Source organism: Pseudomonas sp. MF06569, assembly GCF_059862735.1.
Map to the genome: position 1 here is coordinate 39,469 of NZ_JCBCUZ010000004.1, position 19,981 is coordinate 59,449.

Genomic DNA, 19,981 nt, shown 5'->3' on the forward strand with positions numbered 1-19,981 from the left:
CGCTACAGGAGGCGGGTATTGCCCGGCAGCACCGGCAATCGGGCCAGATGCAGCGACACCAGCAGCGCAATCAGCAACATGCCGACGATAAACGCGCCAATACCGTTCCAGCCTGCGAGATGCCAGAACACGCCACCCAGGGTCCCGGCGACGCTCGACCCGGCGTAGTAGCTGAACAGGTACAGCGACGATGCCTGCCCCTTGGCTTTGATGGCCCGGCGGCCGATCCAGCTGCTGGCCACCGAATGCGCACCGAAAAAGCCGAACGTGAACATCAGCATGCCGATAATCACAAACGCGATGGGTTCGAGCAGGGTCAGTGCGATCCCGGCCAGCATCAGCACAATCACGGCCCAGAGCACACGGCGGCGGCCCAGCTTGTCGGCCAGCGCGCCAATTTGCGCCGAGCTGTAGATGCCCGACAGATAGACAATGGACAGCAAACCCACCAGCGCCTGATTCATGTTGTAAGGGTCAGCCAGCAGGCGATAGCCGATGTAGTTGAACAACGTCACAAAGCTGCCCATCAGCAAGAAGGCTTCGAGAAACAGCCACGGCAGGCCCGCATCGCGAAAATGCATGGTGAACCCGTCCAGCAGGCTGCGCGGGTTCATGGCACGGGGGCGGAAGTTGCGCGACTCGGGCAGGATCTTCACAAAGATCATCGCGGCGGCCAGGGCCAGGCCGCCGATGACCAGCATCGCGGTGTGCCAGCTCACAAAGTCGATCAACACGCCACTGATCAACCGCCCGCTCATCCCGCCAATGGCGTTACCGCCAATGTACAAACCCATGGCCAAACCGATGTGCTGCGGGTGAATTTCTTCACTCAAGTAAGTCATCGCCACGGCTGCCAGACCGCTGAGCGACAAACCCACCAGCGCCCGGGTGATCAGCACGCCTTCCCAGGTCGGCATCATGGCGCTGAGCAATGTAAAGGCTGCTGCAGAAAACAGTGCAAATACCATCACCGGTTTGCGCCCAAAGGCGTCGGAAATAGGCCCGGTAATCAGCAGACCAATGGCCAGCATCGCCGTGGCGACCGACAGGATCAGACTGCTTTGTGCCGCATTGATCCCGTACTCATGGGACAGCACCGGCATCATCGGTTGCACGCAATACAGCAGCGCAAAAGTCGCAAAGCCCCCCGAGAACAGCGCCAGCACCGTGCGCATAAACATCGGCGTGCCTTTCTCGATAAACACATCATTGAGTTGGGAGACAACATCATCCAGCGCGGACGGCGGGATTTCGTGGGCGAGCGGTGCAGCAGCAGTTTTCACGGGGACCTCAAATTGCGGTAAAGCCGAGCGGCAATGACGAAAGAATATAGGCAGCTAACGATTCTTTCCAATATATTGTTCGACCTGTTTGATAGGTTTAACGACTCAATGGAGCTTGTATGGAATTGCGCCATTTGCGCTACTTCATCGCCGTCGCCGAAGAGCTGCACTTCGGCCGGGCGGCGCAGTTGCTGGGTATCTCGCAACCGCCCCTGAGCCAGCAAATACAGGCGCTGGAGCAGGAACTGGGGGCGCGTTTGTTTGATCGCACCAACCGTCGGGTTGAGCTCAGTGAAGCCGGGCGATTGTTTCTGGAAGAGGCGCGACTGGTGCTGGCCCAGGTCGACAAGGCGGCCGACGTGGCCCGTCGCGCGCAGCTGGGTGAACTGGGCGAATTGAAGATCGGCTTTACCTCCTCGGCACCGTTCAATTCCAGCATTCCCCAGGCCATTTTTGCGTTCCGCCAGGCATTCCCGGCGGTGCACCTGAACCTCAAGGAAATGAGCAGCCGTGAGGTGGCCGAGGGGTTGGTGGATGAGACCATTGAAGTCGGCATCATGCGTCCGCTGGCGTTGCCAGAGTCGTTAAGTGCCGTGGAGTTGTTTCGTGAGCCGCTGGTGGCGGTGATCCGCGCCGATCACCCCTTGGCTGAAGGCAGTGACCATGGCTTGCAGTTGGCGGCGTTGGCGGATGAGCCTTTTGTGTTCTTCCCGCGCAGTTATGGCAGCGGTTTGTATGCGCAGTTATTGAGCCTGGCGCGCCAGGCGGGTTTCAGCCCGCACTTTTCACAGGAAGCGGGTGAAGCCATGACCATCATCGGGCTGGTGTCGGCGGGGCTGGGGGTGTCGGTGTTGCCGGCGTCGTTCCAGCATATGCGCATCAAGGGCGTGGTCTATCGGCCGCTGCTTGATCCGGATGCCAACACGGCGGTGTGGCTGGTGCAGCGCAAGGGCAGCAACTCACCGATGGCGAATGCGTTCGCGGATTTACTGACCCGTAAAACGGTGGCCAGGGTTTAGGGCTTGCCCTCGATTCAGGCACTGCGGCTTTTCAGGCAAACCGTATCGATCCAATCGCGAGCAAGCCCGCTCCCACAGAGAACTGTGTTCAGGCCCGGGCTTGTCCGCGAGCAAATCCATATTCAGGTCGTGCCTAGCGGGCCATCAACTTATCCACAGACGCTTTGACCTGATGAATCAGATGCACCACTGCCAGCGCCACATCGCGGTTGAGGCCTTGCAGGTTATCGGCCGACGCATAGGCCGTGGCGATAGCACAGCGCAGCAGTTCATCGGTGTGTTCGAGGGTTTGTTCGTGATCGTGTGTGTGAGTCATGGTGAGGTCTTCCGTATCGATTGGGAGCTTTCACCATTTGCTTGCACACAAAGAGGGTGGCAGCTGTGCGCGGGTGTGCAAGACCGAGGATACGGAACTCGGCAGACTCGAAAGTCTCCCACGCACAGCCGCCATAAACCGGGCTGGCGTTGCATTGCCGTATCAATCGGACTTGCACGTCCGGTCACCCATGAGGAGTGACGAACCGCAGGCTAGCCATCGAAAGAGACAGGCGCAAGGCCCAGGAATTGTCTAGGAATAGTCCTGCGAAGGAAAGGGATCGCTCTCGCGCAGGGTCATCAATAGAGCATTTATTGTGCGCTGGCGATGACAAGCCAGTTTGTTTGTAAACAAGGCGCCGAAAGGCGCCTTTGTCATTTCTGAGGCTTACAACGGTTTTACCAGCGCCGCTTCAGACAGCTGTTTGGCCGTGCGTTCATTCTGGTTGTCCTTGAGGTCGCGCACGATATCGCGGTCCAGCAGGCGCACCCAGCGGATGTAGTTCTTGTGGATCTTGCCGTCCTTGTAGTCCAGGCCGCTGCTGTCGCGGTACTGGATACGGTAATGGTCGGCGCTGTACGGAATGTCGATTTCAGCGTGGTATTGCTCGCGCACGGTGATCTGCGCCTGCACCTGCTGGGGGGTGATTTTTTGCACCGTCCAGCCACGCCCGACCAGGGCTTTGACGATGGCTTGCTGCATTTGCGCACGGTCGCTGTGGATCGAGGCATGCAAGGTGCGGTCCGGGTTCTGAATGGGTTTGCTGGTGCAGGACACGGTGCCCAGCAGGGCAAGGGCTATCAGGGTAATACGCAGCAAGTAAGGCATTCCATTGGCTCCAGAGGTGTTAAACCCAGCGACGGAAGATCAACGAGGTGTTGACCCCGCCAAAGGCAAAGTTGTTGTTCATCACGTAATCGTTGTGCATGACGCGCAATTCGTCGCGCAGGTAGTCCAGTTCGCCGCAACGGGGATCGACTTCATCCAGGTTGAGCGTGGGCAGGTAGCGGTCGCTGTTCATCATTTCGATGCTGAACCACGATTCCAGCGCGCCACAGGCGCCCAGGGTGTGGCCCAGATAGCTTTTCTGGGAGCTGATGGGCATGTGTGTGCCGAACAGCTCGCGGGTGGCCAGGGTCTCGGCAATATCGCCTTGCTCGGTGGCGGTGCCGTGGCCGTTTACGTAGCCGATGGCCTGCGCGCCAATGCCCGCATCTTCCAGTGCCAGCTCCATCGCCCGGCGCATGGTGCTGACTTCCGGGCGGGTGGTGTGCTGGCCGTCGGCGTTGCTGCCAAATCCGACGATTTCAGCATGGATATGCGCGCCACGGGCCAGTGCGTGTTCCAGCTCTTCAAGCACCAGCATGCCGCCGCCTTCGCCGATGACCAGGCCGTCACGGCCCTTGTCATAGGGACGCGGGCTGGTGTGCGGCGCGTCGTTTTTCAGGCTGGTGGCGTAGAGGGCGTCAAACACCATGGCTTCGGTGGGGCACAGTTCTTCTGCACCGCCCGCGAGCATCAGGGGCAAACGGCCGAACTTGATGGCCTCGTAGGCGTAACCGATGCCCTGGCTGCCGCTGGTACACGCGCTGGAAGTGGGGATCAGGCGCCCGGTCAGGCCAAAGAAGATGCTGATATTGGCCGCCGTGGTGTGCGGCATCATGCGCACGTAGCTGTTGGCATTGAGGCCGTCCGCCACGGAGTTGAGCAGCATATTGCCGAATGCCTTGATCTCATCGGTGCTGCCGGTGGACGAGCCGCAGGCCACGCCCATTCGCCCGTCACGAATGATCGGGTTGCCCAGCAAGCCGGCATCCTGCAAGGCCATCTCCGCTGCGCCAACGGCCAGGCGCGAGACGCGGCCCATGCTGCGCAATTGTTTGCGGGTCCAGTGCGCAGGCACCGCAAAGTCATCAATCGGCCCGGCCAGCCGCGTGTTGAGTTCGGTGAAGCGGTCCCACTCGTCCATGCGCCGAATGCCACTGCGCCCGGCCACGCAGTTGGCTTCGATGCTGGCCCAGTCACTGCCCAGGGAGGTGATACCGGCCATGCCGGTGACGACAACGCGCTTCATCAGCACAAGCCTCCATTGACGGCCAGCACCTGACGGGTGATGTAACCCGCTTCGGCCGACATCAAAAAGTTAACCGCCCCGGCGACTTCTTCCGGGGTGCCCATGCGTTGGGCGGGGATCATTTTCATCAGGTCTTCTACCGGTACGTTTTCGTCGAGCATGGCGGTGTCGATCAACCCCGGCGCAACGCAGTTGACGGTGATTTTGCGTTTGCCCAGTTCGATGGCCAGGGCCTTGGCGGCGCCGATCAAGCCCGCCTTGGAGGCGCTGTAGTTGACCTGGCCGCGATTGCCGATCAGGCCCGATACCGAAGTGATGCAGACGATGCGCCCGGCAGCACGGCGACGGATCATGGGCATCATGACCGGGTGCAGCACGTTGTAGAAACCGTCGAGGTTGGTGCGCATCACGACGTCCCAATCGTCTTCGCTCAGGGCCGGGAACGCACCGTCGCGGGTCAGCCCGGCGTTGAGCACGACGCCGTAATAGGCACCGTGGGTTTCAACATCGGCTTCGAGCAAGGCTTTGCATTGTGCGCGATCCGACACGTCGAATTGCAGCACCCGTGCGCTGCGGCCCAATGCCTGGACTTCAGCCATGACGGCGTCGGCTTCACTGCGGCCACTGCGGCAATGCAGCACCAGGTCAAAACCGGCTTGCGCCAGACGCAGGGCAATGGCGCGGCCGATGCCACGGCTGGAGCCTGTGACCAAAATAGACTCAGTCATGGCGGGTCTCCTGGGATGCTTGAGCAAGGTAGTTTTCAGCCTGGGGCGGACGGAACACGTTCAGGCGGGCGCTGGCACGGATGCCGGGGCCGGTGAGGTGACACTCGAACACGCCCATGCCGTTGTCGTCTTCCAGCGAGCGCAGCGCGTGGATGTGCAGTTGGGCACCGAGGGGAAAGTGTTCGACGTTGCATTCAAATTTGCGGGTGCCGAGCAAAAAGCCCAGCGCCACGGGACGGCCTTGCAGGCGGGCGTGGCAACCGGCGTAGGCAGCGACGCTTTGCGCCATCAGCTCAACGCCCACCCACGCGGGGAGGCTGCCGTCTTCGCGGTTGAACAAACCGCCTGCGTTCACGGTAAGACAGGTTTGAATCTGCTCTTCATCAAACGCCAGCACCTGATCGATGAGGATCATGTCGCCAGCGTGGGGCAGCAGTTCGGCGAGCGGCCAATCAATCATGGGGCGTCTCCGATAATAAGGCTGACGTTATTGCCGCCGAAGGCAAACGAGTTGCTCATCAGGCAGCGTTGTGGCGCCGGGGCCAGGGTCTGGCCGGGCGTTACCCAGTTCAGCGCAGGCAGCCCCGGGTCGGGTTGACCGTCCCAGACGTGCGGGGGCAGGGCATCGCCGTGGGTCAGGCTCAGCCAGCAAAAGGCGGCCTCCAGTGCCCCTGCCGCACCCAGGGTGTGGCCGGTCATGGGTTTGGTCGAAGAGCACGGCACGCCTTGGGGGAAGACCTGTGTCACGGCGTGGCTTTCCATCGCGTCGTTGTGCAGGGTGGCGGTGCCATGCAGGTTCAGATAGCCGATGTGCGCGGGCTGCAAACCCGCACGACCCAGAGCCTTGTGCATGGCTTGAGCTGCGCCGCGCCCGGAGGGTTCAGGGGCGGAAATATGGTGCGCATCACTGCTGGCGCCCGCGCCGAGCAGGGCGATGGAGTGAGTGCCCGCGGGTTGCTTGCTCATCACAAACAGCACCGCCGCTTCCCCGATATTGATGCCGTGGCGGTTCACCGAAAAGGGGTTGCAGCGTTCATCCGACACGGCTTCCAGCGATGAAAAGCCGTTGAGCGTGAGTTTGCACAGCGTGTCGACACCGCCGCACAGCACCACGTCGCACAGGTTCATGTCCAGCAGTCGCTGGGCACTCATCAGGGCGCGGGCGCTGGAGGTGCAGGCGGTAGAAATCACATAGGTCGGCCCGTTGATGTTCAGCCAGTCGGCCAGAAACGTGGCCGGTGCGCTCAGCTCTTGCTGCTGATAGTCGTAATCGCCGGGGAACTGTTGATGTTGCAAGTAGTGGGCAATGCCACGGCTGGCTTCATCGATGCCCGAGGTGCTGGTGCCCAGCACAACGGCAATGCGCTCGCGGCCGAACGTCTGGATCGCCTGTTCGATGTCGTCTTTGATCTGCAACGCAGCGTCGAGCAGCAACTGATTGTTGCGACTGCATTGCGGGCTGAGTTCAGCCGCAATTGCAGGCAGCTCGCCGCTGACCGCGCCGAGGGTGATTGAGCGCTCTGGCACCCAGCCGCTTTGACGCTGCATGCCCGAGCAGTCACCGGCAAACAGCTTGCGCGCGACTTCATCGGCGCCGCGACCCAGCGAACAGACCACGCCCAGGGCATTGAGGTAAGCAGTCATGGGGCGGCCTCCAGCGGGCTGATCCGGTAGTGCAGATCGCCCTTCATATCGATACGAAAGACCCGGGGTTGCAGGTACTGCACTTGCCAGCGCTGTTCCATGAAGCGCCGATCAGGTTCAGCGGTTGCCTGTGGATAATTAACCGACAATTCAGCCGCAGGCGTCAGTGCAAACAATAACGCCGCGAACAGCTCGCGGGCTTCGGGATTGGGCGGCAACAGACCATCGGCGTGCCAGGTGCCGTCCTGCAACAATTGACGTGCCAGAGGAATGCCCAGCGGGTCCATCAATGACCAGCGCAGCCCGGCATTTTCCTGCTGAATCACCAGTAACCAGTCCTGACGCTCATCGGCGTGTTCACGCTGGATATGCAACTGCATGGGCAAGGCCAGGGTTGGGGTGTGCCTGGGCAGCGGCAAGCTGGTGCAGCTACTGAGCAGCATGCACATCAACAACCACACAAACATTATCCGTGTGGGAGCGGGCGTGCTCGCGAAGCAGGCAACTCGGTTCAACGGATTCACCGCAGCGATCCTGTCGCGAGTAAATCCGCTCCCACAGGGGATTGGGGCTTGCGCGCCACCACGTTGACCAGGGTTTCCTCCCGTTGGCCCACCGGTTTTGGCTTGAGCACGCCCAAGCGCTCCAGCAGACCGAAATCCTTGGAGCGGCTCCACCACAGGTAGGGGTATGAGACATTTTGCGGACCGAATTCAAAACCCTGATCACGGATCATGTCCAGGTATTGCTCCGCGCTTTTCTGCACATGCATGGGGTGGCGGAACAACCAGCGGATCACCCAGGTGTCGATGTAGGCTTCGGTGGACTCGGCAAACAGCAAGTACCCCCCCGGTTTGAGCACCCGGTAAAACTCGGCCAGTGCCCGGTCCTGCTGCACCAGATGGTGGAAGGTCTGGTGGCAGAACAGGATGTCGACACTGGCATCCGGCACGTCAAGTTCAGCGCAGTCGCTGCCGATCAGTTCGATGTCGATGCCCTGACGCCGGGCTTCTTCTGCGCTCAATTGCAGGCTCAGCGGGTCGGCATCCAGGCCAACCAGACGCGTGGGGGTGAAGGTTTTATGCAGATACTGGAACGATTTTCCCTGGCCGCAACCGGCATCCAGAATCACCGGCGCGCTTGGCAGTTCTTCACTGAACAGGCTGCGCAGGTCATTGATGGCCACCCGCAGCACATGGTGCTGCCAGGTGTGGCTGCGCAAAAACCAGAAGCCCAGACGGGTTTCTTCAACGTAGGTATCGCTCAGAGGTTTCATGGCGACTCCGTAGCGCAAATGTCCGACAGCATGCGCAAACGGCGCTTGGGTTCGCTGACAAACGGGTTGTTTTCATCCCAGGCATAGCCCGCCAGGATCGAGCTGATCATGCGGCGGATCTGTGGCGAGCTGTCAGGGTGGAAGATCACGTCCTGGAAAGTGCCGGCGTACCAGCCTTCGACGTAGCAGCGGAAGGTGTCGACCCCGCGCTTGAGCGGTTCGGCAAACTCGGCTTGCCAGTCCACGGCCTCGCCTTGCAACTGACGGTGCAGTACGCCAGCGGCCATGCTGGCCGAGCGCATGGCAATGGTCACGCCCGAAGAGAACACCGGATCGAGGAACTCGGCGGCATTGCCCAGTAGCGCAAAACCCGGGCCGTGCAGGGTTTTGACGTTGGCCGAGTAGCCGCGGATGGTGCGCGCCGCAGTGTCCCACACAGCATTGGCCAGCACGCGTTGCAGGCTAGGGGTCTCGTCGATGAAGCTGCGCAGGCACTCGTCGAGGTTTTCGCTGCGCCCGGCAAAATGTTCAGCCGCCGTGACCACGCCCACCGAGCAGCGGCCATTGCTGAACGGAATGCTCCAGAACCAGATGTCGCGCTGGGTCGGATGAGTGGTCACGAGGATTTTGTTTCGATCAAAGCCGTCGCAATCAATGCGGTCTTCAACGTGGGTAAATACGGCCTGGCGCACCGGGAAATTCGACGGCGCTTCAAGATCGAGCAAGCGCGGGAGCACGCGGCCATAGCCGCTGGCGTCGAGGATAAAGTCGGTTTCGACCTGATAGCGGCTGCCGTCTTCGCGCTCAATGTCCAGCAACGGTCTGGCCCGTTCCACATCGGTGGCGATCACGGTCTGGCCGTAGCGGATTTCAACACCTTGCAAGGCGGCCTGATCGGCCAGCAACTTGTCGAAATCGGCGCGTTGTACCTGAAAGGTGGTGGGTTTGCCGTTGCTGAACGTGTCACCAAAATCGAAGGCGCTGTAGTGCTCGCCCCAGGCGAAGGCGGCGCCGTTTTTGAGCTGGAAACCGGCCGCTTGTACCGCTTCCAGCATGCCCGCTTCTTCGATGAAGTCGATGCAGTGCGACAGCAGACTTTCACCAATGGAAAAGCGCGGGAAGTGTTGGCGCTCGATGATCAACACATCGTGGCCCTTGCGTTTGAGCAAGGCTGAAGCGATGGCGCCGGACGGCCCTGCGCCAATCACGACAACCTGACGACGTTCCATTTCTATTCCTGACACAGGCGCTCCTTGCCGGGTACTACGGCAGACTTCAAAGGGGGTTTACTCATGCCCGCCAACGCCGGTAACAGCGTAGCGATCAGGCTCATCAACATCAGCGCAAAGTACAGCGCGGGGCTGATGAGTTGTTGTTGCAGCAGCAGGTTGAGGAAGACGATTTCGCTCAATCCGCGAATGTTCAGTAACAGGCTTTCACGCCATTTGCTGGCCCCGGCAAACGACGGCGTGGCCCAGCTCACCCCGAGCCAGTTACCCAGCAGCTTACTGACCATCGGCAGCAGCAATAGTGCGGTCAGTTGCAGCAGGCTGATGTCGCTCAGGGCGCTGTGAACATTGATTTGCACAATGCCGAACGTGAGGATCAGCGGGATCGCCAACGTGGTCTGCAAGCGTTCCAGCCATACAGCGTTTAACGGCATGACCAGCTTCACCTTGAGCCACGCCATGCAGATCAAATAGCCGACGCCGAAAATAAGGGCATTGAGGCGGTAATGTTCGGCCACCACCAGCAAGGCAAAAAAGCTCAGGCTGTAACACAACGGCTGACGGATGCGCAGGGCGCGCAACAGCAGCGGCAGCAGGGCACCGGCCAGGGGCAGCAGCAAACTGATCAGGTCCAGGCTGCCCTGGGCCAGGCCAAACAGGGTCCAGCATGTGAGGTCGATCAGGATCGCGCTTTGCACCAGGCGCCGAGTGGCGGCGGGCGGGTAATCGATGTGGCGCAAGTACAGGTACAACACCGGGATCGCGGTGATGGCAAACACCAGGCCCACCGCCAGTGAACTCAACCAGGGTTGTTCAGGCAGCAGCCAGACGGCGCAGGCCAGCCCGCAGGCGAAGGGCACGGCAAAGCTGGGCAGGGCAATCTTTAAACTCTGGCGATCAAGGCGCAGATCAATCACGTCGCTCAAAATGGTGCCCAGCAACAGGGCAAAACTCAGGCTGTACAGGCTTTTGAGCCAGACCGGTGCGACCAGTTGGGCGCCGCCAAGCTGCCAGTGCGGCTCGATCCAGAACAGCATCAACAGCGGCAGGACGATGGACGCCAGCAATAACTGGCTGACAATCGGGATCACGCCAAAATGACGGCCCACGCGGGTGGCCAAGGCAAACAGGGCCAGGGCCAGCAGCCAGAACAGGGCTGGCATCATTGGCTGTGCTCCTGTCTGCCCGCCCAGGGCGCCAGGATAAAACTGAACGCCAGCCCCAGGCTGACCGACAAGCCGAAGTTGCTGACGGCAGGTGTGCTCGACACGGCCAGCAGGCCGAACGACAGCCATGTGGTCAATGCCGCCAGCAAGGTGCCGAGCAGGCTGACGGCGGCGCCGCCGATTTGCTCGCGCATCAGAATCGCGTAATCGACGCTGATCGCCGTCACCAGCAGCAGGCCGAAGAGGCTGAACAGCGTCAACGGCTGACCCAGCCAGCCCAGGCTTGCCAGGCTGCACAGCGCGGCCAGCAGCGGCAGTGCGACGATGCGCAGTGCACCGCCAAAACCGAACGGAGCAATCAGCAGCAATACGATCAAGGCACAGGACAGCAGCTTCAATTCGGCGGCGCTGATTTGCGTTGCGGCGAATACGTTATTCAAGTCGCCCAGGCGGTCGACCAGTTGTACGCCCGGCAGGTCTTGCGCTTGCACCCGCAGCAAACTGGCACTGCTCAACCCTTGCAGGCTGACCATGGCTGCAACGCCTTCGGCGTTCTTGCCTAGCCAGAGTGCGCGCCAGGGTTCGGCAAGCGGGCCGCTCAACGCGTCATCGATATGTTGCTCGGGCAAGGCCTGCAATTGCGCAACCTCGGCCTGCAGAGCGGTTTCAGGTACGCCCAGCTCCAGCAGCGGCTGCCAATGTTGCGCCAGCTGAGACAGCGCACTGCGCAATTGCTGTTGCTCGTCGGGCAGGCTGACCAATTGGTTCAGCGCCAGGTAGCCCTGCAACTTGCCCATGTGCACCAACTGATCGAGACGCTCTCCAAGGGCGGTTTGGCGCTCAAGCAATTGCTGCTCGTTGTCGGCCCGCACCAGGAAAAACTGGCTGGTGGGCTGGTAGCCGGTAATCCGGGCAATGGCCTGTGCCTCGGCCATCAATTGCGGCGGGGCGCCGACCCATTGGCGAATGTCGTTCTTGGTGGTCAGTTGCCACAAACCGGCCGCGCAAAACCCCAGCAGTAAAACCAGCAAGGCTGGCGTGGGGATGCGTTTGAGCAAGGCTTCGCGCATGTCGAGCAGCGATTGCGCAATACGCAGGGGCCATTGCGCTGGGCGCAGTTCCACGCCTTTGAGCAGCGCGGGCAGCAGGCATACGGCGCTCAAGTAAGCACCGACCAGGCCTGCGGCGGAGAAGATGGCGATTTGGGTCAGCGCCGGGAACGGGGTGAAGGCCAGTGCCAGATAACCAATGCAACTGGTCGCCAGGCTCAGGCTTAAACCGGGCAATGTCAGGCGCAAGGCGGGCCAGCTGCGCCAGGGTTTCAGGCTCCAGCTTTTGGACAGGTAATGCAGCGGGTAATCCACCGCCACCCCGATCAGGCTGGAGCCCAGTACCAGCGTCATCACGTGCATGCTGCCAAAGAACGCGACGCAGGCCACGGCGCCAAACAGCATGCCGACCAGCACGGGCACAAACGCCAGCAGCACCCGCCAGCGCCGGAACGCGAGCAGTAACAACAGCAGAATTCCGACGGTGGCTCCACCGCCGACCCAGGTGATTTCGCGGGTGGCTTGCTGTTGCCCGCTGGCCGCGTAGAGCAGGCCACTGGCAGCGAGCAGTTGCACATCGTGGGGTGCGACCTGCTGACGGCTGTGCTCAAGCAGCTCGGCAACCCGCAGCGGCAGTTTCATGTCAAACGCATTGCCTTGGGTACGGGCGCGCAGCAGCACCCAGTGTTTGCCGTCGGCCTCGGCGACCAGCGCTGCGCTGCCTATATCGAGTTGCACTGCACCGCGCTGCGGCTGGCTGTTCTGGATACGCCCGGTGAGGCCCAGCCAGTCGTCCTGGCTCGGCACCAGGCTGAACCCGGTGAAGGGATCGAACAGGGCTTGTACCCGTTGCTGGATAAAGGCGTCGGGGTGTTCGATCAGTTGCGTGCGGTCGGCTGCAGACAGCATTGCCAATCGGCCGCGCAGCAGTTGATCACGCAGCGCCGGGAGGTCGGCCTGCAGGCTCCATTGCACCTTTTCAAACAGGCCGCTGGCTTGCCACTGCTGGCCCAATTGCTCAGCCGAGGCGATGGCTTGCTGGCGATCGCTACTGCCCACCAGCACCAGCATTTCGCGGTTCAGGGGTTCCTGCATGCGTTGTTCTGCGCTCAGCTCCAGCGCATCCGGTGAATCCCCTGGCACCAGTTCCATCAGGTTGGCCGACAGCGGTGCGCCGTGGCGCCATTGCCAGCCGGCGAGTGCAAGCACCGCCACCAGCAGGATCATGAAGCCACGGGGCAACCAGCGTTCACTGCGCAAAATCGTGCTGCTCCGTGTCACTCAAGGGTTGGTTGCTGACGCTGTTGAGCAGGGTCAGCAGCGTGCTGTCGCCTTGGGTTTCTTGCAGTTCGATGCGTTGCACCAGTTCGCCGCCGCCGATGTTGATCTGCTTGAACACTTGCTTTAGTAGCAGTGAGCGTGGGGTCAGGGTCAGCGTCCAGTGGGCGGGTTCGCCTTGCAGTTGCAGGTCGAAGTCCCGTTGCAGGCCACTGCTGTCGCCTTGCAGCACGGCGAGGAACAAGCGGTTTTGCTCGGCGCCGGCGCTTTTGCCGGGCAGCATTTGCCAGCGCGTGCCGTCGCGCCGGGCGATGCCTTGGGACGTGATGCGGTAATCCTGTTGCAGCGGGGTTTTCAATTGCCAAAGCAGGCCGTGATCCTTGGCCAGCACAAAGGTACCGGTGCTGGTCAGCGGCTTGGGCAGGGCGCGCAGGTGTTTTTCCTGGATGAAATCACCGTGGATCACCTGGGGTTTGGCCAGTTGTTCGCTGAGTTGTTGCAGGTCGAAGGCGTGGGCCAGAGGAGTGAATCCGAGCAACAGCACGCACACCAATGTGGGAGCGGGCTTGCTCGCGATGCAGGCGCTGCGCAGCGTCTGCCACACCGCGGTGATGCAATCGCGAGCAAGCCCGCTCCCACAGATGATCGCGCTCATGGCAGCATCCTCGCAACCGCGTCGGTGAAGCACTTGGGCGACACCAGTTGCATCTCCTTGCTGGCGATCTCGACCGCCACTTGCACCGTAACGGCCCGGGTCAGCCGCTCGCCTGTGGCCAGGTCGGTAATCAGGTAATTGACCTTCAGGCGGTTCTCCCACTCCACCAGGTTGGCGCGCACGTTGATGCGCTGCCCAAACGTGGCCCCGCGGACATAGCGCAATTGCATGTCGATCACCGGCCACGCATAGCCCGCATCGAGCATGTGCGTGTAGTTGTGGCCGATATGGTCGAGTAACGCACAGCGCGCCACTTCGAGGTATTTGACGTAGTGGCCGTGCCACACCACGTGCAGGGTGTCGATGTCGAAAAACGGCACCAACACTTCGGTATCAACGTGCAAAACGCCTTTGCTACGCATGCAGCCTCCAGTGTTGTTGGGCAATACGGCTCAGGCACAAGCGCAGTTCGGCTTCCAGGGCGCGGTCTTCGACCACCGGCGGGAAGTCCTTCGCCAACTCGGCGTGCATGTGCGCCAGTGCGGGTGGCAGCGGGCGGGCGTCTTCGGCGCGGCTGCGCAACCACACGCCCTGATTAGCCGCCAGCAAAGTGGCAGCAGCGACCTGTTCGGTCAGTTCAAGCACGCGGATCGCATCGCGGGCAGCGATGGTGCCCATGCTCACTTTGTCCTGGTTGTGGCACTCGGTGGAGCGCGAGAACACGCTGGCCGGCATGGTGTTTTTCAAGGCTTCGGCGGTCCAGGCGCTGGTGCCGATCTGCACCGCTTTAAAACCGTGGTTGAGCATCGCCCGCTCGGCGGTTGCGCCCGACAGGTTGCTCGGCAGGCCGTGGTTGTAACGCACGTCCACCAGCAGCGCGAGCTGGCGGTCCAGCAGGTCGGCGACGTTGGCGACCAGGGTCTTGAGGCTGTCCATCGCAAAGGCGATATGACCGCCGTAGAAGTGCCCGCCGTGCAGCACGCGCTCTTCTTCAGCGTCGATGATCGGGTTGTCGTTGGCGCTGTTGAGTTCAATTTCGATAAACCCGCGCAGCCAGTTCAGGCTGTCAGCCAGCACCCCCAGCACGTGGGGCGCGCAGCGCAGCGAGTAGCGGTCTTGCAGGCGATGCAAGGGCGCGGTCGGGGCGTCGATGGCCAGGTCCTGGCGAATCCAGGCCGCCACCTGCATTTGCCCCGGATGGGGTTTGGCGGCGAACAGGCGCTCGTCGAAGTGCTCGGGGTTGCCTTGCAGCGCCACCACGTTGAGGGCGGTGATGCGCGTGGCCAGTTTGAGCAGGTAGTCGGCGCGGGCATAGGCCAGGCACGCGAGGCCAGTCATCACGGCGGTGCCGTTCATCAGCGCCAGCGCTTCCTTGGGCCGCAGTACCAGCGGTGTCCAGCCCAGTTCCTGATGCACGTCGGCTGCGAGGCGGCGCTCACCCTTGAACAATACTTCGCGTTCGCCCGACAACGTGGCCGCCACATAGGACAACGGCGTCAGATCGCCGCTGGCGCCCACCGAGCCCTCTTCGGGAATCAGCGGCAGGATGTCGTGGGCAATAAAAGCCTGCAAACGTTCCAGCAACTCGATGCGCACTCCGGACACGCCGTGGCACAGCGACTGCAGGCGTGCGGCGAGCACGGCGCGGGTGGCCTGGGCGTCGAGCAGTTTGCCCAGCCCGCAGCCGTGAAAGGTGTAGAGGTGGCGCGGCAGCGCTTCAACATGCTCCAGCGGCACCGCCACCACGCACGAATCACCGTAGCCGGTGGTCACGCCGTAGATGACGCCTTCCTTGTCCAGTAGCGAGTCGAGAAAGCGTGCGCCTTTGGCGATGCGCTCGCGATAGTCGGCGTCGTCTTGCAGACGGGTCGGCGCCTGACGATTGGCCAGGGCCAGCACGTCTTCAATGCGCAACGGGGTTTGGCCGAAGGTTACTGGCTCATGCGGATGCGTCGTCATCGGTCTTCCAGAAAGGGTAAAAATTGAACCATTGTTGGGGCGCTTCGAGGCAGTAGTGCCCCAGGCGTTCGGCGTAGCGCGTGGCCCACTGGGCGATCACCTGCTCGCGTTCGCTGCGCCGCCAGAGTACGGCGTCAGTGAAGGGTTCGAGGATGACCCGGTAGCGTCCTTCGTTCTTGAGGCAAAACATCAGGTTGACCGGGCATTTGAGCAGCCCGGCCAACAGCCACGGGCCTTGGGGGAATGCGGCCGGGTGGCCGAGAAAGTCGACCTCGACATTGCGCCCGCCATGCAGCGGCACCCGGTCACCGGCAATCGCCAGCCATTCGCCGTCTTCCAGGCGCTGATTGAGTTGCAGCATCACTGCCGGGTTGAGCTCACTGACCTGAATCAGCCGTAAATGGCTGGCCCCGGCTTCGCCCAGCAGGCGGTTGAAGTGTTCGGCGTGTTTGGTGTGCACCAGCACGTTCATGGTCACCTGTTCGCCCAGCTCGGCCAGTGCGCGACACACTTCGAGGTTGCCCAGGTGTGCGCCCACCAGCATCTGGCCGCGTTCGCCGCGTAACTGATTGCGCAGCAGGGCGGGGTCGATGATGTCGATGTCTTCGATCTTGAGGCGCCCGTTCCACACGTCGAGCTTGTCGAGCAGGGCATCGGCAAAGGCCATGAACTGCCCGAACACCCGTCTGCGGGTGGGGCGCAAATCGCTTTTCCCGCTCCAGTCGGCCAACCGCTGCTGGTACTGCCAGATGCTGCGCCGGGCACGGCCACCGAAGACAAAGAAGTACAGCACAATGGCGTAGAGCACCGGGCTGAGCAGGCGTCGGCCCAGCAGTTTGACGCCGAACGCAGTGAGCTTCATCAGCCGGAAACTGCCGCGCTCCTTGTGGTCAGCCCAATGCTGTTGAGGTTCGCTCATGCTTTGAAACGCCCCCAGAGGATGCTCGGCAAACGGATCAACATGCCGAAAAACAGTTTGGTGTGCATACCGGAAATCAGCGCGTTGTCATGGAACAGGCGAAAGTGCGAGAGGCCGTCCTGGGGGTAATGGACCTTGGTCGGCAGCCAGCGCATGGGCTGGTTGCGCCACGCCAGGCGCACCAGGATCTCGGGATCGAAGTCCATGCGTTTGCCCAGTTTGACCGAATTGATCAGCGCCAGCGTCGGCGTCAGCGGGTAGACCCGAAAACCGCACATGGAGTCGGGAATCTGCAGCGACAGGCTGTTGATCCACACCCACACGTGGGTCAGGTAGCGCGCATACAGTCGGCCCTTGGGCACGCTGTCGTCGTATTGCGGATAACCGCAGATCAGCGCCTGGGGGTTTTGCTGCGACACCTGCATAAAGGTCGCGACGTCGCGCAGGTCGTGCTGGCCGTCGGCGTCTACTTGCAGGGCGTGGGTGAAGCCCAGCCTGGCGGCTTCCCGCAGCCCCGCCATGACCGCGCCACCCTTGCCCTGATTGATGGCCAGGCGGATGAGGAAAGTGTTCTCGCCCTGGGCAAGCTGTTCGAGAACGGCACTGCACGCGGGGCTGCTGGCGTCGTCAACCAGCACGCAGGGCAAGCCGGCGGCGAGCAGGGCGTCGACCACGGCCGGTACGGCGGTTTCGTGGTTGTACACCGGAATCACGGCGCAGGGGTTATGCATGGGCGGCTATCTCCAGGCCAATGCGGACTCTTTGTAGCAGCTGCCGAAGGCTGCGTCCGGTGGCGTAGCCGCCGTAAAGTCTGGCGCCTTGGCTTGTCAGGAAAATCGTGCAAGCCGGTTTACGATTGCTTCGCAACCGGACGCAGCCTTCGGCAGCTGCTACGGGGCGAGTTGCAGCGTCAGATAACTTATTCACAGGCGGGCTCCAGCACGATGCGGCCACTGGAACAGGGCGCCGTCGCGTTGCGGTAGGCGAAGTGCAGCTTGCTGCGCTCACGGTCGAAACGCAGGGTCAGTTCGATGGCGTCGCCGGGGCGTACCAGTTGCTGGAACTTGAGCACTTCCATCCCGGCAAAACGCGGCGGCAGGTCGAGCAGTTGCTGACCCAGTGCCATTGCCCAATCCACTTGCACCACGCCCGGCAGTACCGGGGTTTTGGGGAAGTGACCACTGAAGTAGGCCAGGTCTGGCGGGATCGACAGGTTGAGGGTCCACTGGCCGTCATGTTCGGCTTGGCTCAGCACCTCGGGCATTTTAGGCCGGGGTGCCAGCAATAACGTATCGACCTGGGCCTGGGGCAGCTTGCCCTGGCTGTTGAGTGGCATCTGGCGCAACACGCGCCAGCGACGGGGCAAGGCCAAGGCTTCGCAGTGCTGGCTCAAGTGCTGGCGCAGGGTTTGGGTCAGGGCGCGGCGACCGTGTTCACGCAAGGCAAACAGACCGCTGGGGCTGAGTACCAGCAAGGCGCCCAGGGACGCACGGTTTTCGTTGACCACGCCCAGGCGGGCTTCAGCCACCCAGTCGTGGTTGACCAGCGCGTGCTCGAGCATGGGCAGGGAGATGCGTTTTTCTTCCAGTTTGACGATGCGATCCAGGCGCCCGAGCAACTCGAAACGACCATCAGCCTCGATGCGAGCCGCGTCGGCAGTCTGTTCGATATGACCTGCGGGCAAGTACGCCGAGGCGATTATCAGGGCGCCATCTTCGCTCTGGCTCAGTTGCACATCGGCAAATGGCTGCCACAGGTTTGGGCCCTGACGCCACGCGATCCCACCGGTTTCCGAGCTGCCAAGGATTTCGGTCGGCCACTGGCCCAGACGCTCGAACAACCCTTGCGCCGCCTCTGCAGGCAAGGCGCCGCCCGACGAGAAAACCCGGCGTACCGGGCTCAGGGCGGGCCAGTCCAGGTTGTCGGCCATGCGCTTGAGCAGGGCAGGGCTGGCGACCCATGCGAATGATGAATGCTCGCGGCTGGCGCGCTGCATGTCTTCAGGGAACGCCAGTTGTTTGCGGACAAAGGTGCGGCCTGCGCACAGGGGCCACAACACGCGAAACAGCAGACCGTAAATATGCTGTGCAGCCACGCTGGCAATGATGCACGCATCACCCAGATCGGCGCCCCACAGCTGTTCCAGCGCCTGGACTTCGTTGGCCATCTGGCGCAGGTTTTTGTCGATGCGCTTGGGTTCGCCGCTTGAGCCCGAAGTGCACAGGCTGAGCTGGCACTTGTCCAGATCCAGTTCTGCTGCAGGCAATGCATCGGCATACAAGGCTTGCAGTTGGTCGCTTTGAGTTATCCACAGGTCAACCCGGTCATCCCAGCGCTGACGGGTTTGGGCTTGCAGGTCGGCAGGCAGCAGCACGCTGACGCCGGCGCGCCACGCACCGAGTAAAGCCACTGCCAGTTCACCAGCGTCCTCAAGGTGCACGGCAATGTGCTGCACGCCTCGCTGTTGCAGGCCGCCCGCCAGGCGCAAGGCCTGTTCACAGAGGGTGTCGTGGTTCAGCGCAGGGTCAACCGTAACGCGGCGCTCTGCGTGTCCCTTGAGCAATAGCTGCTCAAGTTTTATCCAATTCATGCCCGGCCTCTTACCTTTTGTCGTATCAGCCATTCAATGGCAAACAGCAGCCCCATCAGCCCGTAGGCGATAAGGCCGTTGTACAACGTCCACCAACTCAGCGGCGCCCACAGCGTCAAACTGGCTGCGACTAACCCGTTGAGCATGAAAAACAGGCACCAGACCTTGGTCACCTGCCGTGTGTAAACAATTGCGATGTCGGGTAATACCGGCTCGCGCAACCGGGCCAGGCGCTCGATCATCGGTGGCCCGAACTTCAGGCTCAGACCGAACAGGCAGAGCATGAACGTACTGATCAGGACCGGGTACCAGCGCAACAGTGCCGGGCTGTTGAACAGCGCCAGCAGGCCGCAGAACACCAGTGCAACGACCGCCATCCACAGGCTGCCGGGGCGCCGTTCTCCGGTCAGGGCACGGGCCAGCCACAGGCCGCCAAGCAGTAACGCAAACTGCCATGGGGCGAAATGGGCCATGCCGAAATACACCGCAAAGGGGTACAGCAGGCCCGCCAGCAACAGCCCAAGGCCAATCAGTCGACTCATGCGTCAGCGTGAACCAGGCGATAAACTGCCTCGACCACGTCATTGACGGTTCGCACCGATTTGAATTCTTCAGCGGCGATTCTTTTACCGGTTTTGCGCTTGATGTGGTCGATCAGGTCAACGGCGTCGATGCTGTCGATTTCCAGGTCCTGATACAGGTTGGCGTCCAGGGTGACGCGCTCGGGCTCCAGTTCGAAGAGTTCGACCAGGGCGTCGCGCAGGGTATTGAAAATGTCGTCACGGGTTTGCATGGT

21 protein-coding genes are annotated in these 19,981 nt (G+C 61.8%); 1 reads left to right on the top strand and 20 read right to left on the bottom strand.

Annotated features, from left to right (window positions below; genetic code table 11):
* Positions 1 to 2 precede the first annotated feature (2 nt).
* Positions 3 to 1,250 carry an MFS transporter gene (locus AC19YQ_RS05750; RefSeq protein WP_442800279.1) on the bottom strand — a complete coding sequence of 416 codons (1,248 nt, stop codon included), beginning with the start codon at positions 1,248 to 1,250 and terminating at the stop codon, positions 3 to 5.
* A gap of 152 nt (positions 1,251 to 1,402) precedes the next feature.
* On the opposite strand from AC19YQ_RS05750, the gene AC19YQ_RS05755 reads away from it, so the two are divergent.
* The gene (locus AC19YQ_RS05755) at positions 1,403 to 2,302 is read left to right on the top strand and encodes a LysR family transcriptional regulator (RefSeq protein ID WP_133076733.1); all 900 of its coding nucleotides are present in this window, start codon (positions 1,403 to 1,405) and stop codon (positions 2,300 to 2,302) included.
* Positions 2,303 to 2,435: 133 nt separating this feature from the next.
* Here AC19YQ_RS05755 and AC19YQ_RS05760 read toward each other — a convergent pair whose 3' ends face one another.
* From AC19YQ_RS05760 to AC19YQ_RS05850, 19 genes are all read right to left on the bottom strand, one after another.
* Entirely contained in the window at positions 2,436 to 2,618 is a 183-nt protein-coding gene (locus AC19YQ_RS05760) for a DUF6124 family protein (protein ID WP_500594759.1), read from the bottom strand.
* Positions 2,619 to 3,005: 387 nt separating this feature from the next.
* On the bottom strand, positions 3,006 to 3,446 hold the full coding sequence (locus AC19YQ_RS05765; RefSeq protein WP_133076730.1) for a hypothetical protein: 441 nt from the start codon (positions 3,444 to 3,446) through the stop codon (positions 3,006 to 3,008).
* Positions 3,447 to 3,465: 19 nt separating this feature from the next.
* Positions 3,466 to 4,692: a beta-ketoacyl-ACP synthase gene (locus AC19YQ_RS05770; protein WP_133076729.1), complete on the bottom strand. Its 1,227-nt coding sequence runs from the start codon at positions 4,690 to 4,692 to the stop codon at positions 3,466 to 3,468.
* Complete coding sequence (gene fabG, locus AC19YQ_RS05775) at positions 4,692 to 5,420, bottom strand: 3-oxoacyl-ACP reductase FabG (protein WP_500594760.1); 729 nt, start codon at positions 5,418 to 5,420, stop codon at positions 4,692 to 4,694. The genes AC19YQ_RS05770 and fabG overlap by 1 nt, the downstream gene beginning before the upstream one ends.
* A complete protein-coding gene (locus tag AC19YQ_RS05780) occupies positions 5,413 to 5,880 on the bottom strand; it encodes a hotdog family protein (protein ID WP_338648912.1) in 468 nt (155 codons plus the stop codon). Before AC19YQ_RS05780 ends, fabG begins: the two co-directional genes overlap by 8 nt.
* Positions 5,877 to 7,064, bottom strand: a complete 1,188-nt coding sequence (locus AC19YQ_RS05785; RefSeq protein ID WP_500594761.1) for a beta-ketoacyl-[acyl-carrier-protein] synthase family protein — start codon at positions 7,062 to 7,064, stop codon at positions 5,877 to 5,879. Before AC19YQ_RS05785 ends, AC19YQ_RS05780 begins: the two co-directional genes overlap by 4 nt.
* On the bottom strand, positions 7,061 to 7,531 hold the full coding sequence (locus AC19YQ_RS05790) for a DUF3261 domain-containing protein (RefSeq protein ID WP_338649420.1): 471 nt from the start codon (positions 7,529 to 7,531) through the stop codon (positions 7,061 to 7,063). Before AC19YQ_RS05790 ends, AC19YQ_RS05785 begins: the two co-directional genes overlap by 4 nt.
* A gap of 53 nt (positions 7,532 to 7,584) precedes the next feature.
* The gene (locus tag AC19YQ_RS05795) at positions 7,585 to 8,340 is read right to left on the bottom strand and encodes a class I SAM-dependent methyltransferase (RefSeq protein ID WP_133076725.1); all 756 of its coding nucleotides are present in this window, start codon (positions 8,338 to 8,340) and stop codon (positions 7,585 to 7,587) included.
* Positions 8,337 to 9,569 carry an NAD(P)/FAD-dependent oxidoreductase gene (locus AC19YQ_RS05800; protein WP_500594762.1) on the bottom strand — a complete coding sequence of 411 codons (1,233 nt, stop codon included), beginning with the start codon at positions 9,567 to 9,569 and terminating at the stop codon, positions 8,337 to 8,339. Before AC19YQ_RS05800 ends, AC19YQ_RS05795 begins: the two co-directional genes overlap by 4 nt.
* 2 nt (positions 9,570 to 9,571) lie before the next feature.
* The gene (locus tag AC19YQ_RS05805) at positions 9,572 to 10,735 is read right to left on the bottom strand and encodes a sodium:proton antiporter (RefSeq protein ID WP_500594763.1); all 1,164 of its coding nucleotides are present in this window, start codon (positions 10,733 to 10,735) and stop codon (positions 9,572 to 9,574) included.
* Positions 10,732 to 13,044, bottom strand: coding sequence for an MMPL family transporter (locus AC19YQ_RS05810; protein WP_500594764.1), 2,313 nt, complete (start codon positions 13,042 to 13,044; stop codon positions 10,732 to 10,734). The genes AC19YQ_RS05805 and AC19YQ_RS05810 overlap by 4 nt, the downstream gene beginning before the upstream one ends.
* Entirely contained in the window at positions 13,034 to 13,717 is a 684-nt protein-coding gene (locus AC19YQ_RS05815; protein ID WP_500594765.1) for an outer membrane lipoprotein carrier protein LolA, read from the bottom strand. Before AC19YQ_RS05815 ends, AC19YQ_RS05810 begins: the two co-directional genes overlap by 11 nt.
* Entirely contained in the window at positions 13,714 to 14,139 is a 426-nt protein-coding gene (locus AC19YQ_RS05820) for an acyl-CoA thioesterase (protein WP_133076721.1), read from the bottom strand. The genes AC19YQ_RS05815 and AC19YQ_RS05820 overlap by 4 nt, the downstream gene beginning before the upstream one ends.
* A complete protein-coding gene (locus AC19YQ_RS05825; RefSeq protein WP_500594766.1) occupies positions 14,132 to 15,676 on the bottom strand; it encodes an HAL/PAL/TAL family ammonia-lyase in 1,545 nt (514 codons plus the stop codon). The genes AC19YQ_RS05820 and AC19YQ_RS05825 overlap by 8 nt, the downstream gene beginning before the upstream one ends.
* Positions 15,657 to 16,595 carry a lysophospholipid acyltransferase family protein gene (locus AC19YQ_RS05830; protein ID WP_500594767.1) on the bottom strand — a complete coding sequence of 313 codons (939 nt, stop codon included), beginning with the start codon at positions 16,593 to 16,595 and terminating at the stop codon, positions 15,657 to 15,659. Before AC19YQ_RS05830 ends, AC19YQ_RS05825 begins: the two co-directional genes overlap by 20 nt.
* A complete protein-coding gene (locus AC19YQ_RS05835; RefSeq protein ID WP_219262171.1) occupies positions 16,592 to 17,326 on the bottom strand; it encodes a glycosyltransferase family 2 protein in 735 nt (244 codons plus the stop codon). Before AC19YQ_RS05835 ends, AC19YQ_RS05830 begins: the two co-directional genes overlap by 4 nt.
* A gap of 188 nt (positions 17,327 to 17,514) precedes the next feature.
* Complete coding sequence (locus AC19YQ_RS05840) at positions 17,515 to 19,185, bottom strand: ApeI family dehydratase (protein WP_500594768.1); 1,671 nt, start codon at positions 19,183 to 19,185, stop codon at positions 17,515 to 17,517.
* The gene (locus AC19YQ_RS05845) at positions 19,182 to 19,727 is read right to left on the bottom strand and encodes a COG4648 family protein (RefSeq protein ID WP_339474874.1); all 546 of its coding nucleotides are present in this window, start codon (positions 19,725 to 19,727) and stop codon (positions 19,182 to 19,184) included. Before AC19YQ_RS05845 ends, AC19YQ_RS05840 begins: the two co-directional genes overlap by 4 nt.
* Positions 19,724 to 19,978 carry an acyl carrier protein gene (locus AC19YQ_RS05850; RefSeq protein ID WP_133076715.1) on the bottom strand — a complete coding sequence of 85 codons (255 nt, stop codon included), beginning with the start codon at positions 19,976 to 19,978 and terminating at the stop codon, positions 19,724 to 19,726. Before AC19YQ_RS05850 ends, AC19YQ_RS05845 begins: the two co-directional genes overlap by 4 nt.
* Positions 19,979 to 19,981 lie beyond the last annotated feature (3 nt).

Excerpts from the sequence above, each read along its gene's own strand:
- AC19YQ_RS05780 (WP_338648912.1), bottom strand. The coding sequence starts at position 5,880 with ATGATTGATTGGCCGCTCGCCGAACTGCTGCCCCACGCTGGCGACATG.
- AC19YQ_RS05785 (WP_500594761.1), bottom strand. The coding sequence starts at position 7,064 with ATGACTGCTTACCTCAATGCCCTGGGCGTGGTCTGTTCGCTGGGTCGC.
- AC19YQ_RS05835 (WP_219262171.1), bottom strand. The coding sequence starts at position 17,326 with ATGCATAACCCCTGCGCCGTGATTCCGGTGTACAACCACGAAACCGCC.
- fabG (WP_500594760.1), bottom strand. The coding sequence starts at position 5,420 with ATGACTGAGTCTATTTTGGTCACAGGCTCCAGCCGTGGCATCGGCCGC.
- AC19YQ_RS05800 (WP_500594762.1), bottom strand. The coding sequence starts at position 9,569 with ATGGAACGTCGTCAGGTTGTCGTGATTGGCGCAGGGCCGTCCGGCGCC.
- AC19YQ_RS05760 (WP_500594759.1), bottom strand. The coding sequence starts at position 2,618 with ATGACTCACACACACGATCACGAACAAACCCTCGAACACACCGATGAA.
- AC19YQ_RS05795 (WP_133076725.1), bottom strand. The coding sequence starts at position 8,340 with ATGAAACCTCTGAGCGATACCTACGTTGAAGAAACCCGTCTGGGCTTC.
- AC19YQ_RS05770 (WP_133076729.1), bottom strand. The coding sequence starts at position 4,692 with ATGAAGCGCGTTGTCGTCACCGGCATGGCCGGTATCACCTCCCTGGGC.
- AC19YQ_RS05840 (WP_500594768.1), bottom strand. The coding sequence starts at position 19,185 with ATGAATTGGATAAAACTTGAGCAGCTATTGCTCAAGGGACACGCAGAG.
- AC19YQ_RS05825 (WP_500594766.1), bottom strand. The coding sequence starts at position 15,676 with ATGACGACGCATCCGCATGAGCCAGTAACCTTCGGCCAAACCCCGTTG.
- AC19YQ_RS05815 (WP_500594765.1), bottom strand. The coding sequence starts at position 13,717 with ATGAGCGCGATCATCTGTGGGAGCGGGCTTGCTCGCGATTGCATCACC.
- AC19YQ_RS05790 (WP_338649420.1), bottom strand. The coding sequence starts at position 7,531 with ATGTTTGTGTGGTTGTTGATGTGCATGCTGCTCAGTAGCTGCACCAGC.
- AC19YQ_RS05850 (WP_133076715.1), bottom strand. The coding sequence starts at position 19,978 with ATGCAAACCCGTGACGACATTTTCAATACCCTGCGCGACGCCCTGGTC.
- AC19YQ_RS05805 (WP_500594763.1), bottom strand. The coding sequence starts at position 10,735 with ATGATGCCAGCCCTGTTCTGGCTGCTGGCCCTGGCCCTGTTTGCCTTG.
- AC19YQ_RS05830 (WP_500594767.1), bottom strand. The coding sequence starts at position 16,595 with ATGAGCGAACCTCAACAGCATTGGGCTGACCACAAGGAGCGCGGCAGT.
- AC19YQ_RS05845 (WP_339474874.1), bottom strand. The coding sequence starts at position 19,727 with ATGAGTCGACTGATTGGCCTTGGGCTGTTGCTGGCGGGCCTGCTGTAC.
- AC19YQ_RS05755 (WP_133076733.1), top strand. The coding sequence starts at position 1,403 with ATGGAATTGCGCCATTTGCGCTACTTCATCGCCGTCGCCGAAGAGCTG.
- AC19YQ_RS05765 (WP_133076730.1), bottom strand. The coding sequence starts at position 3,446 with ATGCCTTACTTGCTGCGTATTACCCTGATAGCCCTTGCCCTGCTGGGC.
- AC19YQ_RS05820 (WP_133076721.1), bottom strand. The coding sequence starts at position 14,139 with ATGCGTAGCAAAGGCGTTTTGCACGTTGATACCGAAGTGTTGGTGCCG.